The following is a 16361-nucleotide window of genomic DNA, read 5'->3' on the forward strand; positions in this document are numbered from 1 at the left end:
ATGAACACGACAACCTCCACCACCGTGCTGTCGGCCAAGGGCTTGGTCAAGCGTTTTGGCGGCATCACGGCCACCAACAACGTCACGCTGAACCTGAAAAAGGGCGCGCGCCATGCGCTCATTGGCCCCAATGGCGCGGGCAAGACCACGCTTATCAACTTGCTGACCGGCGTGCTGGAGCCCACCGAAGGCTCCATCACGCTCGAAGGCCAGGACATCACACGCCTGGCACCGCACCAACGGGTGCAGCGCGGCATGGTGCGCACCTTCCAGATCAACCAGCTGTTTGACACGCTCACGCCGCTCGAAACCCTGGCGCTCACGGTATCACAACACCAGGGCCTGGGCGGCAAGTGGTGGCAACCGCTGGGTGCGCGCAAGGCGGTCACCGAGCGCTGCGAGCAACTGCTGGAGCAGTTCCACCTGACTTCCGTTATGGCCGAGGAAACGCGCGTGCTGGCCTACGGCAAGCGCCGCCTGCTGGAGATTGCGATTGCGCTGGCCTGCGAGCCGCGCGTGTTGCTGCTCGACGAACCCGTGGCCGGTGTGCCCGCCGGCGAGCGCGAGGAACTGCTGCAGACCGTGGCGGCACTGCCCGCCGATGTCTCAGTGCTGTTGATCGAACACGATATGGACCTGGTTTTCAGCTTTGCCAACCGCATGACGGTGCTGGTCAACGGCACGGTGCTCACCGAGGGCGACCCGGACACGATTGCCAATGACCCGCAGGTGAAGGCGGTGTACCTCGGTCATGGGGAGGATGCGCATGTCTAAGACAGAACTCCTGCGCATCGAGGGCCTGAGCGCAGGCTACGGCGAGGCCGTGGTGCTGCAAGGCATTTCGCTGGCCCTGCCCGAAGGCGACACGCTGGCCCTGCTGGGGCGCAACGGCACGGGCAAGACCACGCTCATCAACACGTTGGCCGGGGCCACGCGCCAGCATGCGGGCACGGTGAGCCTGGGCGGTGTGGCGCTGCACAAGCTGCCCCCGCACGAACGCGCGGCGGCCGGCATCGGCTGGGTGCCGCAAGAGCGCAACATCTTCAAGTCGCTCACGGTGCACGAGAACCTCACGGCCGTGGCGCGCCCGGGCCGCAAAGGATCGACCGCACGGCCGTGGACGCCCGAGCGCGTGTACGAAATGTTCCCGCGCCTGGCCGAGCGCAAGACCAACCTGGGCACACAGCTGTCCGGCGGCGAGCAGCAGATGCTAGCCGTGGGCCGCGCGCTGGTGCTCAACCCGCGCCTGCTGCTGCTCGACGAGCCGCTCGAAGGCCTGGCGCCCATCATCGTGGAAGAGCTGCTGCGCGCCATCCGCCGCATCACGCGCGAAGAGGGCCTGTCGGCCATCATCGTGGAGCAGCATCCGCAGGCCATCCTGGCCATCTCGGACCACGCCGCCGTGCTGGACCGGGGCACTGTGGTGCACACCGGCAGCGCTGCCGAGCTGAGCGCCCAACCCGAGCTGCTGGACCGCCTGCTGGGCGTGGCACGGTAGCGCGCGCCATGCAAGCCGTGCACCGCAGAACCCTTCTGGCCTGGCTGGCAGCGTCGTTCGGCGGTGAGGCCAGCGCGCAGGCCGCTTTCCCCTCACGCCCGCTGCGCATCGTCGTGCCCAATGCGGCGGGCGGTGCGGCCGACATCACGGCGCGCACCGTGGGCCAGAAGATCGCCGGCCCGCTGGGGCAAAGCGTGGTCATCGAAAACAAACCCAGCGCTGGCGGCGTCGTAGCGGGAGACCTGGTGGCGCGGGCTGAGCCCGACGGCCACACGCTGCTGCTGGTGAGCAGTGGCACGGCGGTCAGCGCCGCGCTGTTCCAGTCGCTGCCGTTCGACACACTCAAGGACTTTGCGCCTGTCTCGCTGCTGGCCACGTTTGATCTGGCCGTGGTGGTGAAAGAAGGCGGGCGTTTTGCCACCCTGGCCGAGCTTCTGGCTTATGCGCGTGCCCACCCGGGCAAGCTCAATATCGGCACGCCACAGATCGGCACCACACAGAACCTGGCGGCCGAGCTGTTCAAGGTGACGGCGGGCATCGACGCGCAGGTGGTGCCTTTCAACGGCACGCCGCCGGTCATCACGGCGCTGCGGGGTGGCGAGATCGACGTGATGATCGACATCCTGGGTGGTCTCATGCCACAGATCGGCGCCAGGGCCCTACGGCCGCTGGCTGTGATGGGCCCGCAGCGGGCGCCGCAGTTGCCCGACGTGCCCACGGTGCGCGAAAGCGGCGGGCCACTCGCGGGCTTCAACGTCACGTCGTGGAACGGCTTAGCCGTGCCCGCCAAGACGCCCCCGGCGGTGGTGGAGCGCCTCTCGCGCGAGGTGCAGGCCGCGTTGGCTCAGCCCGATGTGAAAAAGCGCCTGCTGGAGCTGAATCTGAATGCCCAGGGCAGCACCCCCACGCAACTGGGCGAGCACCTGGCGGCCGACGTGCGGCGCTGGAGCGACGTGATCGCCCGGGCCAAGATCGCGCGGCAGTGACGGTTGCTGCGCTTCGGCTTTTGTGACCGAAAGGCAAATCGCATGAACATCACACACATCGGCCTAGTGGGCTATGGCGAGGTGGGCAAGATCTTCAGTGCGGGCTTGCGTGTCCAGCCCTGCGTGGCCTCGGTCGCTGCCTGGGACCTGAAGCTGGCCGACCCCGCGCTCCGCGACGCCCTGCAGCAGCACGCCGCGCAAGCGGGCGTGGTGGCCGTGGATGGGATTCAGGCACTGTGCGCGCGTTGTGACTGCATCATCTCGGCCGTCACCGCATCGAACACGCTGGCCGTGGCGCAGGAGGCCGCGCAGCACATCCGCCCCGGCACCGTGTTCCTGGACCTCAACTCGGCATCGCCCGGCACCAAGCAGCAGGCCGCTGCGCTCATCCAGGCGCGGGGTGCGCACTATGTCGAGGCGGGCGTGATGACCTCGGTGCCCCCCTACGGCATCCGCGTGCCCATGCTGCTGGGCGGCGCGCAGGCCGCCGCACTGGCCACCGTGCTGACCAGCTGGGGCATGGATGCCAAACTCGTGAGCGAGCAACTGGGCGTGGCCAGTGCCATCAAGATGTGCCGCAGCATCATGATCAAGGGCCTTGAAGCCCTGGTGATTGAGAGCTACGCCACCGCCCGCCACTACGGCGTTGAAGACCATGTACTGCCCACCTTGGCCGAGACCTTTCCCTCCATCGACTGGCACGAACAGGGTCGCTACTTCTTCAGCCGCGTCGTGCAGCACGGCCAGCGCCGCGCCGAAGAGATGCGCGAATCGGCCCACACGGTGCACGAGGCCGGCATGGAGCCGCTGATGGCCTCGGCCATCGCCGCCAAGCAGCAGTGGGTGGCCGACCTGGCCCGCGAAGGCGTCTTTCACGGCCTGCCCAAGGACGCGCGCTGGCAGGACTATGCGGACCGGGTGCTGGGCAGTGGTCATCCATGTCCGGCGGGAACTGACAACGCGCTTCTGCGGTCGCTGCTACCACTGCAGCCTATTGAAACTGGCGCGGCTCAAAAAGCGAGGGACGCCGAGCAAGGGCCGCCCCGCAGCGAGGGCGTCGTTCCCCCTCGGGGGGAAGGCGCGCAGCGCCTCAGGGGGGGCTTCTATACAACGCCTGCAGCGTCGTCCGAATCAGCTCTGCCATCGCCTGCTGTGTGAGTGTGGCCGGGCGTTGCGAGCTGACAGCCATGAACAGCTTGCTGCGCAGGCGGGTGCTGCCGCCTTCCTCCTCTCCGTCCCCATCGCTGCCCGCGCCGTGGATGGGCCGGGTACTGAACACTTCCGATTTGCCCGACGTGGTGACCGCATTCATGGGCAGCACCGCGCAGCCCGCGCCATCGGCCACCAGGTCCAGGATGGCGGCCACGCCGTCGATCTCCAGGCTGATCTGCGGGCGCTTGCCGCGTGCGGCCAGTTCGGATTCCACCAGCATGCGGATGGAGTTGGGGCGCGTGGGGATGACCAGCGGAAAACGCGGCAGCTCGTCCAGCGGCAGGGGCGTGCGGGCCAAGGCGTCGGCCTCCGCCTCGCTCTGGCCGGGGGCGCGGCGCTGCACCAGAAACAGATCTTCCTCCAGCAGCGCAGTGGTCTCGATGCCTGGTGCGGGCGTGGTGTTGTAGAGCAGTGCGATGTCGAGCAGCCCGGTGGTCAGCGATTCGCGCATGGCCACCGACAGGCCCTCGCTGATGGCCAGCGCCGCGTCCGGCATCTTCACGCGGAAGGCGCGGGTCAGCGGCACGGTCAGCACCTTGGCAATGCTGGGCGGCAGGCCGATGGCCACGCGTCCGGCCAGTGCGCCGCGCACGCGGCCCAGTTCCTCGCGCGCGCGCTCGACCTGGTGCAGGATGCCGCGCCCGTGCTCCAGCAGCAGCTTGCCCGCCTCGGTGGGCGTGGCGCCCCGGCCGTTGCGCACCAGCAGGTTCTGGCGCAGCTCCACCTCCAGCAGGCGCACCTGGCGGCTCAGAGCGGGCTGGGCGATGTCCAGCACCACCGAGGCGCGGGTAAAGCTGCCCAGTTCGGCCACGCGCACAAAGTATTCGATCTGCTTGAGGTCCATGGGCAAGGCTCTCTGCTATTTGCAATAGCTGTGGGTCAACGATCACGGAATGATATATCTGGTAGTGCCGGTGCCGCCTTCATGTTTGGGCTGCGGCTGCCCACAATCGGCGGCATGTATACAACTGCACGCACCGCCTGGGCCACCCGCAGCCCGGCAGGAGACAACGCATGACGCCAGCTGTGATCCGAGGCATTTCTTCCATGGCCACGCGCCAGGTGCTGGCCGACCTGGTGGCTGGTTTTGCGGAGCAGTCGGGCACGCAGGCTGCCATCGAATCGGTGGGCGGTGTGGACGCTGCCAAGCGTGTGGCGGCCGGTGAGGCGTTCGACGTGGTGATCCTCGCCTCCGACGCCATCGACAAGCTTTTGGCCGCAGGCCACCTGGTGCCCGGCAGCAAGGTGGACTGGGTGCACTCCGGCGTGGCCGTGGCCGTGCCTGCCGGCGCGCCGCTGCCCGACCTGTCCAGCGAAGACGCCGTGCGCGCTGCCGTGCTGGCTGCGCCGAGCATCAGCCTGTCCACCGGCCCCAGCGGCGTGGCGCTGGCCAAGCTGTTCGAGCGCTGGGGCATTGCCGATCAGATCGCCCCGCGCATGGTGCAGGCGCCCCCCGGCGTGCCCGTTGGCTCGCTGGTGGCCAAGGGCGAGGTGGCGCTGGGCTTCCAGCAACTGAGCGAGCTGCTGCACGTGCAGGGCATCCAGATCGTGGGCCCGTTGCCACCGGCCATCCAGATCACCACCACGTTTTCCGCAGGCGTTGGCGTGCATTCGCAACAGGCGGATGCAGCACGTGCGTTGCTGGCTTACCTGGCTTCTCCCGCTGCGGCGGACGCCAAGCAAAAGCAGGGCATGACCCCCGCCTGACCGATCACAAGAACACCTTCCAGGAGCACCCAAAAATGAGCCTCATCATCGACTGCCACGGCCACTACACCACGGCGCCCAAGGCGCTGGAGAACTGGCGCAATGCGCAGATCGCCGGCATCAAAGACCCCGCAGCCATGCCCAAAGTGGCAGACCTGCACATCAGCGACGACGAGCTGCGCGAGTCCATCGAGACCAACCAGCTCAAGCTGATGAAAGAGCGCGGCAGCGACATCACGCTGTTCAGCCCGCGCGCCAGCTTCATGGCCCACCACATTGGTGACTTCAATGTGTCCAGCACCTGGGCCGCCATCTGCAACGAACTGTGCTACCGCGTCTCCACGCTGTTCCCCGACCACTTTGTGCCCGTGGCCATGCTGCCGCAAAGCCCCGGTGTCGATCCTGCGACCTGCATTCCCGAGCTGGAAAAGTGCGTGCACGAATACGGCGCCGTGGGCATCAACCTGAACCCTGACCCTTCCGGCGGCCACTGGACCAGCCCCCCGCTGACCGACAAGCACTGGTACCCCATCTACGAAAAGATGGTGGAGTACGACCTGCCCGCCATGATCCACGTGAGCACCAGCTGCAACGCCTGCTTTCACACCACCGGCGCGCACTACCTGAACGCCGACACCACGGCCTTCATGCAGCTCATCCAGGGCGATTTGTTCAAGGACTTCCCCACGCTCAAGTTCCTGATCCCGCACGGCGGCGGTGCGGTGCCCTATCACTGGGGCCGCTTCCGTGGGCTGGCGCAGGAGATGAAGAAGCCGCTGCTCGACGAGCACCTGATGAACAACGTGTACTTCGACACCTGCGTGTACCACCAGCCCGGCATCGACCTGCTCAACACCGTGATCCCGGTGAAGAACGTGCTGTTTGCCAGCGAAATGATCGGCGCGGTGCGGGGCATTGACCCCACCACCGGCAACTACTACGACGACACCAAGCGCTACATCGAGGCCTCCACCATCCTGAGTGCCGACGACAAGCACCAGATCTACGAAGCCAACACGCGCCGCGTGTTCTCCCGACTCGATTCACGCCTGAAGGCAAAGGGGCTCTGACATGTTTGAACTTGGCGTTGTCTATCGCAACATCACCCGCGCTGACCGCGCAGCCGCTGACGGCCTGGCTGCCCTCGGCTCGGCCACCGTGCACGAGGCCATGGGTCGCGTGGGGCTGCTCAAGCCCTATATGCGCCCCATCTACAGTGGCCAGCAGGTCAGCGGCACGGCCGTCACCGTGCTGCTGCAGCCTGGCGACAACTGGATGATGCATGTGGCGGCCGAGCAGATCCAGCCCGGCGACATCGTGGTGGCGGCTGTCACCTCGGAGTGCACCGACGGCTACTTTGGCGACCTGCTGGCCACCAGTTTCCAGGCGCGTGGCGCGCGCGCCCTCATCATCGACGCCGGCGTGCGCGACGTGAAGACGCTGCAGGAGATGAACTTCCCCGTGTGGAGCAAGGCCATCAGCAGCAAGGGCACCATCAAGGCCACGCTGGGCTCGGTCAACATCCCCGTGGTGTGCGCCGGTGCACTGGTCACGCCGGGCGACGTGATCGTGGCCGACGACGACGGTGTGGTGTGTGTGCCCGCCGCCCGCGCGGCCGAGACCCTGGCCGCCGCGCAAAAGCGCGAGAGCTTTGAGGGCGAGAAGCGCGCCAAGCTCGCCAGCGGCGTGCTGGGCCTGGACATGTACAACATGCGCCCCGGCCTGGAGAAGGCGGGCCTCAAGTACATCGATTGAGCAGTTTTTCAGTCTTTTGGGCTGCAGGCGCTATTCGATCATGCGCTTGCAGCTATGTAATTAATAGCAAACAGCTTCTTCTTTCCATGCGTTGTTCCGTGTCTCCCGTTTCTCTCTCCCGCCGTGTGGGCCTGGCCGTGGGCCTGGCCACAGCCCTGGGCTGTGTGCCCCAGTTCGCCTCGGCGCAGGCGTTTCCGTCCAAGCCCGTGCGCATCATCACGCCCTTCCCCGTGGGCGGTGGCCCGGACGGCGTGGCCCGCCTGGTGGCCGACAAGTTGTCCAAGAGCTGGGGCCAGCCTGTGGTCGTCGAGAACCGCCCCGGTGGCAATGGCTTCATCGCCATCGACGCGTTCAAGCGCGGCGCCAAGGACGGGCATGACCTGATCGTGCTCGACAACGTGCACCTGGCCGCCTACCCCAGCCTGTTCAAGAAGCTGCCCTACGACACGGCCAAGGACTTCGACACGCTGCTGCCGCTATTCAAGACCTATTTCTTCTTTACGGTGGCCGCCAACAGCAAGTACAAGGCCGTGAGCGACATCGTGGCCGATGCCAAGGCCAACCCTGGCAAGCTCAACTACGGTTCCTGGTCCATCGGCAACCCGGTGCACCTGGGCTCCGAGCTGTTTGAAAGCGCCACCGGCACGCAGATGGAGCACGTGCTCTACAAAGAGACCACGCAGCTTTACACCTCGGTCTCCACCGGCGAGCTGTCGTTTGCGCTGGGCAGCGCCGCCACGGCCGGGCCGCTGCAACGTGCGGGCAAGCTGCGCTTTCTGGCCGTCACCGCGCCGCAGCGCCTGGCCAGCTTTCCGGATGTGCCCACCGTGGGCGAATCGGGTGGCCCCAAGGGCTTTGAGGTGACGGGCTGGAACGCCATCGCCGTGCCGCCCGGCCTGCCCGCTGCCGTGACCGACAAGATCCGCAAGGACATCGAGCAGGCCCTGTCCGGCGCCGATGTGCAGGAGAAGTTCAAGAGCTTTGGCTACGAGCCCTTCCCCACCACGCGCGCCCAGTTCGCCCAGTTCGTCAAGGACGAGAGCCAGCGTTTTGGCGACGTGATCAAGAAGGCCAACGTGTCCCTCGACTGACCTGCCCCACCCAGCAACCAAGGACCCACGCCCATGAGCGAATTCACCAAGACCCCCGGCTGGCTGGACTGGTACGCCGGCCCCAGCAAACCCCGCTTCCAGGTGCCCGCAGGCGCTGTGGACGCGCACTGCCATGTGTTCGGCCCCGGTGCCCAGTTCCCCTACGCGCCTGAGCGCAAGTACACGCCCTGCGACGCCAGCAAACACCAGCTGTACGCGCTGCGCGACCACCTGGGCTTTGCGCGTAACGTGGTGGTGCAGGCCACCTGCCACGGTGCGGACAACCGCGCGATGGTGGATGCACTGGTGCACTCGGGCGGCAAGGCGCGTGGCGTGGCCACCGTCAAGCGCTCGGTCACTGACGAAGAACTGCAGGCCATGCACGACGCCGGTGTGCGAGGCGTGCGCTTCAACTTCGTCAAGCGCCTGGTGGACTTCACGCCCAAGGACGAGCTGATGGAGATTGCCGCGCGCATCCACCAGCTGGGTTGGCATGTGGTGATTTACTTCGAGGCGGTGGACCTGCCCGAGCTGTGGGACTTCTTCACCGCCCTGCCCACCACAGTGGTGGTGGACCACATGGGCCGCCCCGATGTGAACAAACCGGTGGATGGGCCGGAGTTCGAACTGTTCCTGAAGTTCATGCGCCAGCACCCCAACGTGTGGAGCAAGGTGAGCTGCCCCGAGCGCCTCTCTGTGACCGGACCCAAGGCCCTGAATGGCGAGCAGAACGCCTACACCGACGTGATCCCCTTCGCCCGCCGCGTGGTGGAAGAGTTCCCCGACCGTGTGCTCTGGGGCACCGACTGGCCCCACCCCAACCTCAAGGACCACATGCCCGATGATGGCCTGCTGGTGGACTTCATCCCGCACATCGCAACGACACCGGAGTTGCAAAAGAAGCTGCTGGTGGACAACCCCATGCGCCTGTACTGGCCCGAAGAAGTCACCGTGGAGGACTGACACCATGTCGCTCGATAAACCCTACCTCGACGTGCCCGGCACGACCATCTTTGATGCGGAGCAAAGCCGCAAAGGCTACTGGCTCAACCAGTTCTGCATGAGCCTGATGAAGGCCGAGAACCGCGCGCGCTTCAAGGCCAACGAACGTGCCTACCTGGACGAATGGGCGATGACCGAAGAGCAAAAGCAGGCCGTGCTCGCACGCGACCTGAACTGGTGCATTCGCCTGGGCGGCAACATCTACTTCCTGGCCAAGATCGGTTCTACCGACGGCAAGAGCTTTCAGCAGATGGCGGGCAGCATGACCGGCATGACCGAAGAGGAATACCGCAACATGATGATCAACGGCGGCCGCAGCGCCGAAGGCAACCGCTACGTGGGCGAAGACGGCGACGCGCAGGCCCACCGCCAGCCGCAAGGCAGCGCGGGCAAGAAAGGAATTTGACGATGGCCAAAATCACCGCCTCCGTGTTCACGTCGCATGTGCCAGCCATTGGCGCGGCCATGGACCTGGGCAAGACCCACGAGGACTACTGGAAGCCCGTGTTCGCGGGCTATGACTTTGGCAAGCAGTGGATCAAGGACCACAAGCCCGACGTGATCTTCCTGGTCTACAACGACCACGCCACCGCCTTCAGTCTGGACTTGATCCCCACGTTCGCCATCGGCACCGCTGCCGACTACGAAGTGGCCGACGAAGGCTTTGGCCCACGCCCCGTGCCCAAGGTCATCGGTCACCCCGACCTGGCCGCGCACATTGCGCAGTCGGTCATCCAGCAGGACTTTGACCTCACCATCGTCAACAAGATGGCCGTGGACCACGGCTTGACCGTGCCCCTGTCGCTGATGTTTGGCGAACAAGACCCCGTGAAGGGCGCCTGGCCCTGCCCGGTGATTCCGTTCGCCGTGAACGTGGTGCAGTACCCCGTGCCCAGCGGCCGCCGCTGCTACAACCTGGGCCAGGCGATCCGCAAGGCCGTGGAGAGCTACGACGAAGACATCAACGTGCACATCTGGGGCACGGGTGGCATGAGCCACCAGCTGCAGGGCCCGCGCGCAGGCCTCATCAACAAAGAGTTTGACAACGCCTTCCTCGACAAGCTCATCAACGACCCCGAGGCCGCCGCCAGCATTCCGCACATCGACTACGTGCGTGAAGCGGGCAGCGAGGGCATCGAGCTGGTGATGTGGCTCATCGCGCGTGGCGCGATGGCTGACGTGGCCGGTGGCAAGCCACCGAAGCTGGCGCACCGCTTCTACCATGTGCCCGCGTCCAACACCGCCGTGGGCCATCTGATTCTTGAGAACACGTAAAAGGACACACACCATGACCATCAAAGTCGCACTCGCAGGCGCTGGCGCCTTCGGCATCAAGCACCTGGACGGCATCAAGAACATTGACGGCGTTGAAGTCGTCTCCCTCATCAGCCGCGACCTGGCCAAGACCCAGGAAGTGGCCGACAAGTACGGCATCAAGCACGTCACCACTGACCTGGCCGATAGCCTGGCCATCAAGGAAGTGGACGCCGTGATCCTGTGCACGCCCACGCAGATGCACGCCAGCCAGTCCATTGCCTGCCTGGAAGCGGGCAAGCATGTGCAGGTCGAGATCCCGCTGTGCGATGTGCTGGCCGATGGCGAGAAGGTCATCGCCCTGCAAAAGCAGACCGGCCTGGTGGCCATGTGCGGCCACACCCGCCGCTTCAACCCCAGCCACCAGTACGTGCACAAAAAGATCACGGCGGGCGAGTTCAACATCCAGCAGATGGATGTGCAGACCTACTTCTTCCGCCGCACCAACATGAACGCGCTGGGCCAGGCCCGCAGCTGGACGGACCACCTGCTGTGGCACCACGCTGCGCACACCGTGGACCTGTTCGCCTACCAAGCGGGCAGCCCCATCGTGAAGGCCAACGCCATCCAGGGTCCTATCCACCCCACGCTGGGCATTGCGATGGACATGAGCATCCAGCTCAAGGCCGCCAACGGTGCCATCTGCACGCTGTCGCTCTCGTTCAACAACGACGGTCCGCTCGGCACTTTCTTCCGCTACATCGGCGACTCGGCCACGTACGTTGCGCGCTACGACGACCTGGTGAATGGCAAGGAAGAGAAGATCGACGTGAGCAAGGTCGATGTGAGCATGAACGGCATCGAGCTGCAGGACCGCGAGTTCTTCGCCGCCATCCAGGAAGGCCGCGAGCCCAATGCCAGCGTGGCTCAGGTGCTGCCGTGCTACCAGGTGCTGCACGACCTGGAGCTGCAGCTCAACGCAGGCTGATTGCAAGCCCAATGGGCTGCTGGTGCTTATCCATCAAGCGCCGGCAGCTATGCATTTGATAGTTCGGGGGGCTGGCCTCACCCCTTCAATGCCGCCTTGTGCTCGATGATGCGTGAGACCAGGCCGTAGTCCACCGCCTCTTCGGCCGACAGCCAGCGGTCGCGCTCGATGTCTGCCAGCACCACCTCCAGCGGCTTGCCGGTCTGCCGGGCGATGGTGGCTGCAATCCGCTCACGCGCTTTCACCATCTCGCGCGCCTGGATGGCGATGTCACTGGCCGGTCCGCCGGCGCCACCGCTGGGCTGATGGATGAGAAAGCGCGTGTTGGGCAGGCAGAATCGCCGTTCGCGCGGCGCGGCCAGGTAGAGGTGCGTGGCCGCGCTGCCCACCCAGCCGGTGCCAATCATGTTCACCGGCGCAGTGATGAAGCGCACCAGGTCGTGGATCGTGTCGCCCGACTCCAGGTGCCCGCCGGGCGAGCTCACCAGCATGTCGATGGGCTCGGCACTCTCGGCATCCAGCGCAATCAGCCGCCGCGCCACATCGGCGGCCAGGGTGTCGGTGATGGTGCCAAAGACCAGCAGAGTGCGGGCCTTGAATGCTTTTTCTTCCAGGTAAGACGTGCGCGGTTCGGCGCCTTGGGTAGGGGCTGAAGCGGGTGTGGTTGTATCTGGCGTGTCCATGGGGCAAGTCCTTGCGAGTGATAGGACTGCCTTGACGAACGAGACACGCCGGGCGTGACATTTCTCTGCGCTTGCATATCTAGCCCAGCGCTGCAGTGCGCACCCACTGGCCCGCACTGCGCCCCTCGGACTGTTCAGCCTGCGGCCACGCGTTGCCCCGGCGCAATGGTGGGCGGCGCCGCATTCAGCGTCTCGATCGCAAAGCCCGCCGCCGCCTTGTAGCGGGCCATGAAGCCCTCGCGCTCCTCACGCGGCAGCACGTCGTCGATGTGGTCGAACACCCCGCCGCAGCGCTCGTCCACCAGCCCCAGCAGACCAAACGGGCCGGAGCCCCGGTTGCGCAGCACCAGCGCAGAGATGTCCTTGCACAGCTTGTCGTCATAGGCACGCAGCGCCTGCGGGCCCACACCGTGCGCGATGAGCTGCGCCCCCAGCACGCGCGCATCCACGATGGCCTGGCTGGCACCGTTGGAGCCCACGGGGTACATCACATGCGCCGCGTCGCCCAGCAGCGCCACGCGGCCGTCTACCCAGGTGGGCACGGGGTCGCGGTCGATCATGGGGTACTCAAAAATGTCCTTGGCGCCGCGCAGCATGGCAGGCACGTCCAGCCAGCTGTAGTTCCAGCCCTCGAAGTGGTGGATGAACTCCTCCAGTGCCACGCGCCGGTTCCAGTCGCCCTGCTGCCAGCCGCCCTGGTTGTCGACCGTGATCTCGGCGATCCAGTTGATGGTGGCCAGGCCTGTGGCCGGGTCGGACGGGGTGATGGGGTAGAACACCACACGGTGCCGCAGCGAGCCCACGCCCACAAACGACGCGCCCGTGCGCACCGGCACCCCCGGCGTGGTGCCGCGCCACATGATGGCACCGCCCCACTGGATGGGCGGCTGCGTGGGGTGCATCTGCGCCCGCACGGCCGAGTGCAGGCCGTCGGCGGCAATCAGCAGCGAGCCAGCTACCTCACGCTTCTCTCCGTCGCGTGTCTCGACAATGGCGGTGACGCCGTTTGCATCCTGCCGGTAGCCCACCACCCGCTGCCCCAGCTGCACTGCGTCAGTTCCCAGGCGCTCTCGCACCGCGTTGAACAGCATCATCTGCAGCTGCCCCCGGTGCACCGAATACTGGGGCCAGTGGTAGCCCGCCTCCAGCCCGCGTGGCTCGGCGTACACCTCGTTGCCGTTGCGACCCACCAGCGCCCATTCGCGCGCCTGCAGGCCAATCGTGTCCAGCACCTCGTTGCCAAACCCCAGGTCGTGCAGTTCTCGCACGGCGTTGGGCTGCAGGTTGATGCCCACGCCCAGCGGCTGCAGCTCGGGCACTGTTTCAAAGACGATGCAGGGCACGCCGATCTGGTGCAGGGTCAGGGCAGTGGCCATGCCACCGATGCCGCCGCCAGCTATCAGCACGGGGCGGGGCGAGGAGGGGGGTGAAGTAGGAGTAGGTGCGCCAGACATGCCGAGATTGTCCATGGAACGGCGGGTGGAGCTTGTCGCGGGGGGGAATAGCGGGTGGCTTTTTGCTGCGGGTTGTGCCCGTTCAGCCTGCCTTGTCAGGCGTAGCTACCTATGTTTCCCCCAGGCCAGAGGGTTAGGCTGCATTGCAACTGCTGGGTGACATTGGGGTGGGTGCTATCGGCCAGAACCGGAACTTGCGGCTCCAGGGTACGTGAAGAACGCCCCGGGGCCTTCAACCCATTTGGGTGCGTACTTGGTGCAAAAAATTCATGGCAACGTATTCGCCGTCTGTGTTCACTTTGACCGTCGACGCACGAAGGGTCCGATACGCCGCGATAGTGTTCTCCAGCGCTTCCAACAATGCGGGAGCATTCAGAGTAGCAACCGTGTTTGCCAGCAATGACGCCAACTCTGGCACTAGTTCTACCCGCCGAACACCGATGGGTGCCTTGCCCGCACGTTCAAGCCCAAGCGGACCAAGCACGCACCCGCGCAAAAAAGAGAAGAAGTCCAACGCCTCCTGCAGTTCTCCGCGGGCAATCTTCGAGGCGCCGTAGTGCACCCACACCCAGAATCGATCTTCGATCCACTGGTGGTCGGGCGGGGGAAATGCTCGCTTCCCGTGGGCTAGTGCCTCGGTCAGCCGCACATCGCGCTCCCACAACACGGTGGGTTGGTCGACCCGGTCTTTCAGATCCTCAATGCGAACAAACTTGAGGTCAACATGAAGGGCGGGTGGTCCGTAAAGGCAGATCAGTAAGCGTGGCTCGCCGACGTGCTCGCCTGTGAACGCTGCCACCAGCCGCCCGAGCTTGGAAGCGACTTGCTTGCGGCTCTGCATCACCTCGTCAAAGCTCGCGCCCTCGCACACGACGACCAAATCTAGATCGCTGTAGTCGTCCATCAGGTCTGCAGAATAGGAGCCGGCCGCTGCAACACCGACAACCCGGGAGTCTGCTGCCAAGATAGAGACGGCGCGATCGAGGAAATCGCGGTGGAGTTGGGGCGTGGAACGAGGGTGATGGATCAACATGTTGAGACTTTACAGAAGTCCGCCACACCGATCGATTGGTACGCTACGCGCAAGGTCTGCTTTGGGCCTGAGCCCTTCCTTCGACCCAACGCCGGATCCTTGCATTCGTCCATCAACTGCTGTCCTAGTCTGCTTTGGGTCTGCCTGTGGCACCATGCTCCGATGCGAAAAGACGAACACACCGTGGCGCTCGTAGGCGCCAGCCGCAGTGCCTTGGTGCGCGCCGCCACGCGCCTTCTAGGCCCGGTCGATGCTGAAGACGCGGTGCAGGACGCCTATGTGCGCGCGCTGGAGGCCAATGCCCCTGCGCTCAATGCTGCCCAGGCCTGGCTGCTGACTGTGGTGCGCAATCTGGCCATCGACCGTTTGCGGCGGCGCCAGTGGATGGCGCAATGGCTGGCTGAAGCCGTGCAGAGCGCGCACGCCGATGTCGCTGGCGCGGTCGCACCTTCTGCGGAGGCCGATGCGGCTCTTGCGCAGCAGGCCACGCTGGCGCTGCGGCGACTTGCCGAGTATGTGACGCCTGCGGAGGGCGCTGCGTTGCTGTTGCATGCTGTGTTCGACGCCAGCCATGCCGAGCTGGCGCAGGCCAGCGGTCGGTCTGAAGCAGCCAGCCGCCAGCAACTGCGCCGCGCCTTGCAGCGGCTGCGGCAGGCGCAGGAGGGCGACGAATCCAGCGATGAACCCAAGGGCGCCAACGCCGCAGTGCTGCGCCTGTATCTGCAGTCGCTGCAATCGCGAGACCCACAGACACTGTGGGCGCTGCTGCGCCAGCCGCCCGTCAGCGCGGGGGCGGTGCATGCCGCAGCCCAGGCGATGCAGCTTGTGCCACCGCGTGCCCAGCGCGCAAGCGCCACTGTGGGTGGGGTGGTGCAGGTAGGCGGGCAGTTGGGGCTGGTGCTCACGCTTGATGGTGTGACGCTGTGCGTGGTGCCGCTGGGACCACACGCCGAGCAAGTGCATGACGCCGTGGTGGCCTGACCCGCGCACCTGCAGCTGCAACTGGTAGGAAGAAGGCAAGACGGAAGGACGTTTGCAGCACCATGATCCAGCAGCCCGCGCCCACCTTCTTTGCCACCCCGCAGGCGTTCCGCGATTGGCTGGAGCGCCACGCCGCCAGCGCGACGGAGCTGCTGGTGGGTTTTCACAAGGTGGGCTCGGGCCGCCCCAGCTTGGGCTGGCCGGAGTCGGTGGACGAAGCGCTGTGCTTTGGGTGGATCGATGGCATTCGGCGGCGTATTGACGAGCACACGTATTCGATCCGCTTCACTCCGCGCAAGCCGTCGTCGATCTGGAGTGCGGTCAACATCGCCAAAGTGGAGCAGTTGCAGGCGGCAGGCCGCATGACGCCTGCGGGGCTGGCCGCCTTCGCGCACCGCAAGGCAGACAAGTCGGCCATTTACTCGCACGAGCAGGCGGGGGTGGCCGAGCTGCCGGTGGCGCTGCAACGCATTTTCCAGCGCAACAAGGCCGCGTGGCGGTACTTTCAGGAGTCCACACCGCCCAGCTACCGCAAGGTGATGCTGCACTGGGTCACATCCGCCAAACGCGATGCGACCCGGGAGGCGCGGTTTGCGCAGCTGGTGGCCGCCTGTGCTGCGGGCGAGCGCATTGAGCTGTGGGCGAAGCGGCCACCCGTTGCAAAGGCTTAGCCCAGCCTCCAAGCCCGAGCCACCCGGTGGGTTGCCTCGCTTGCCG

Annotated in this window: 17 protein-coding genes and 1 pseudogene; 14 read left to right on the plus strand and 4 right to left on the minus strand. The window is 65.8% G+C overall.

The features are described 5' to 3' along the window. The 4 genes and pseudogenes from AC07X4_RS02780 to AC07X4_RS02795 all read left to right on the plus strand — a co-directional run. Window positions 1–774 carry an ABC transporter ATP-binding protein gene (locus tag AC07X4_RS02780; RefSeq protein WP_260668851.1) on the plus strand — a complete coding sequence of 258 codons (774 nt, stop codon included), beginning with the start codon at window positions 1–3 and terminating at the stop codon, window positions 772–774. Beyond that, the gene (locus AC07X4_RS02785) at window positions 767–1498 is read left to right on the plus strand and encodes an ABC transporter ATP-binding protein (RefSeq protein ID WP_056743247.1); all 732 of its coding nucleotides are present in this window, start codon (window positions 767–769) and stop codon (window positions 1496–1498) included. Before AC07X4_RS02780 ends, AC07X4_RS02785 begins: the two co-directional genes overlap by 8 nt. An 8-nt stretch (window positions 1499–1506) precedes the next feature. Further along, on the plus strand, window positions 1507–2484 hold the full coding sequence (locus AC07X4_RS02790; protein WP_494739162.1) for a Bug family tripartite tricarboxylate transporter substrate binding protein: 978 nt from the start codon (window positions 1507–1509) through the stop codon (window positions 2482–2484). A 42-nt stretch (window positions 2485–2526) separates the two neighbouring features. Further along, window positions 2527–3417 (plus strand): annotated as a pseudogene (locus AC07X4_RS02795) (DUF1932 domain-containing protein); the annotation flags it as partial. 157 nt (window positions 3418–3574) lie between these two features. On the opposite strand, the gene AC07X4_RS02800 reads toward AC07X4_RS02795, so the two are convergent. Further along, the gene (locus AC07X4_RS02800; RefSeq protein ID WP_056067984.1) at window positions 3575–4540 is read right to left on the minus strand and encodes a LysR substrate-binding domain-containing protein; all 966 of its coding nucleotides are present in this window, start codon (window positions 4538–4540) and stop codon (window positions 3575–3577) included. A gap of 170 nt (window positions 4541–4710) precedes the next feature. Between AC07X4_RS02800 and AC07X4_RS02805 the strand changes: the two genes are divergently transcribed. The 8 genes from AC07X4_RS02805 (at window position 4711) to AC07X4_RS02840 (ending at window position 11493) form a co-directional block, all read left to right on the plus strand. Then, complete coding sequence (locus tag AC07X4_RS02805; RefSeq protein WP_494739163.1) at window positions 4711–5403, plus strand: substrate-binding domain-containing protein; 693 nt, start codon at window positions 4711–4713, stop codon at window positions 5401–5403. A 35-nt stretch (window positions 5404–5438) separates the two neighbouring features. Next, on the plus strand, window positions 5439–6473 hold the full coding sequence (locus AC07X4_RS02810) for an amidohydrolase family protein (RefSeq protein ID WP_056742987.1): 1035 nt from the start codon (window positions 5439–5441) through the stop codon (window positions 6471–6473). 1 nt (window position 6474) lies between these two features. Continuing rightward, on the plus strand, window positions 6475–7158 hold the full coding sequence (ligK, locus tag AC07X4_RS02815) for a 4-carboxy-4-hydroxy-2-oxoadipate aldolase/oxaloacetate decarboxylase (RefSeq protein WP_015016178.1): 684 nt from the start codon (window positions 6475–6477) through the stop codon (window positions 7156–7158). A gap of 86 nt (window positions 7159–7244) precedes the next feature. After that, window positions 7245–8249, plus strand: coding sequence for a Bug family tripartite tricarboxylate transporter substrate binding protein (locus AC07X4_RS02820; protein WP_192419069.1), 1005 nt, complete (start codon window positions 7245–7247; stop codon window positions 8247–8249). A gap of 33 nt (window positions 8250–8282) precedes the next feature. After that, window positions 8283–9212 carry an amidohydrolase family protein gene (locus tag AC07X4_RS02825; RefSeq protein WP_494739164.1) on the plus strand — a complete coding sequence of 310 codons (930 nt, stop codon included), beginning with the start codon at window positions 8283–8285 and terminating at the stop codon, window positions 9210–9212. A 4-nt stretch (window positions 9213–9216) separates the two neighbouring features. Beyond that, window positions 9217–9657 carry a protocatechuate 4,5-dioxygenase subunit alpha gene (ligA, locus tag AC07X4_RS02830; RefSeq protein ID WP_494739165.1) on the plus strand — a complete coding sequence of 147 codons (441 nt, stop codon included), beginning with the start codon at window positions 9217–9219 and terminating at the stop codon, window positions 9655–9657. Between the two features lie 2 nt (window positions 9658–9659). Further along, entirely contained in the window at window positions 9660–10526 is an 867-nt protein-coding gene (locus tag AC07X4_RS02835) for a class III extradiol dioxygenase subunit beta (protein WP_494739166.1), read from the plus strand. A gap of 13 nt (window positions 10527–10539) precedes the next feature. Next, complete coding sequence (locus AC07X4_RS02840; RefSeq protein WP_494739167.1) at window positions 10540–11493, plus strand: Gfo/Idh/MocA family oxidoreductase; 954 nt, start codon at window positions 10540–10542, stop codon at window positions 11491–11493. Between the two features lie 77 nt (window positions 11494–11570). Here AC07X4_RS02840 and AC07X4_RS02845 read toward each other — a convergent pair whose 3' ends face one another. The 3 genes from AC07X4_RS02845 to AC07X4_RS02855 all read right to left on the minus strand — a co-directional run bounded on the left by AC07X4_RS02845 (window position 11571) and on the right by AC07X4_RS02855 (window position 14663). Further along, entirely contained in the window at window positions 11571–12176 is a 606-nt protein-coding gene (locus tag AC07X4_RS02845) for an ATP-dependent Clp protease proteolytic subunit (protein ID WP_056743000.1), read from the minus strand. A 134-nt stretch (window positions 12177–12310) separates the two neighbouring features. Continuing rightward, the gene (locus tag AC07X4_RS02850; RefSeq protein WP_494739168.1) at window positions 12311–13630 is read right to left on the minus strand and encodes a flavin-dependent oxidoreductase; all 1320 of its coding nucleotides are present in this window, start codon (window positions 13628–13630) and stop codon (window positions 12311–12313) included. Between the two features lie 232 nt (window positions 13631–13862). Next, window positions 13863–14663, minus strand: a complete 801-nt coding sequence (locus AC07X4_RS02855; RefSeq protein ID WP_494739169.1) for a nucleotidyltransferase domain-containing protein — start codon at window positions 14661–14663, stop codon at window positions 13863–13865. A 162-nt stretch (window positions 14664–14825) separates the two neighbouring features. Here AC07X4_RS02855 and AC07X4_RS02860 point away from each other — a divergent pair, with 162 nt between their 5' ends. Together AC07X4_RS02860 and AC07X4_RS02865 are read left to right on the plus strand one after the other, a co-directional pair. Beyond that, window positions 14826–15644 (plus strand): sigma-70 family RNA polymerase sigma factor, encoded by an 819-nt coding sequence (locus AC07X4_RS02860; protein ID WP_108499262.1) that lies wholly within the window; start codon window positions 14826–14828, stop codon window positions 15642–15644. A 62-nt stretch (window positions 15645–15706) separates the two neighbouring features. Then, window positions 15707–16315, plus strand: a complete 609-nt coding sequence (locus AC07X4_RS02865; RefSeq protein ID WP_108499263.1) for a YdeI/OmpD-associated family protein — start codon at window positions 15707–15709, stop codon at window positions 16313–16315. Window positions 16316–16361: the final 46 nt, after the last annotated feature.

This window comes from Acidovorax sp. GW460-11-11-14-LB4, assembly GCF_059423685.1.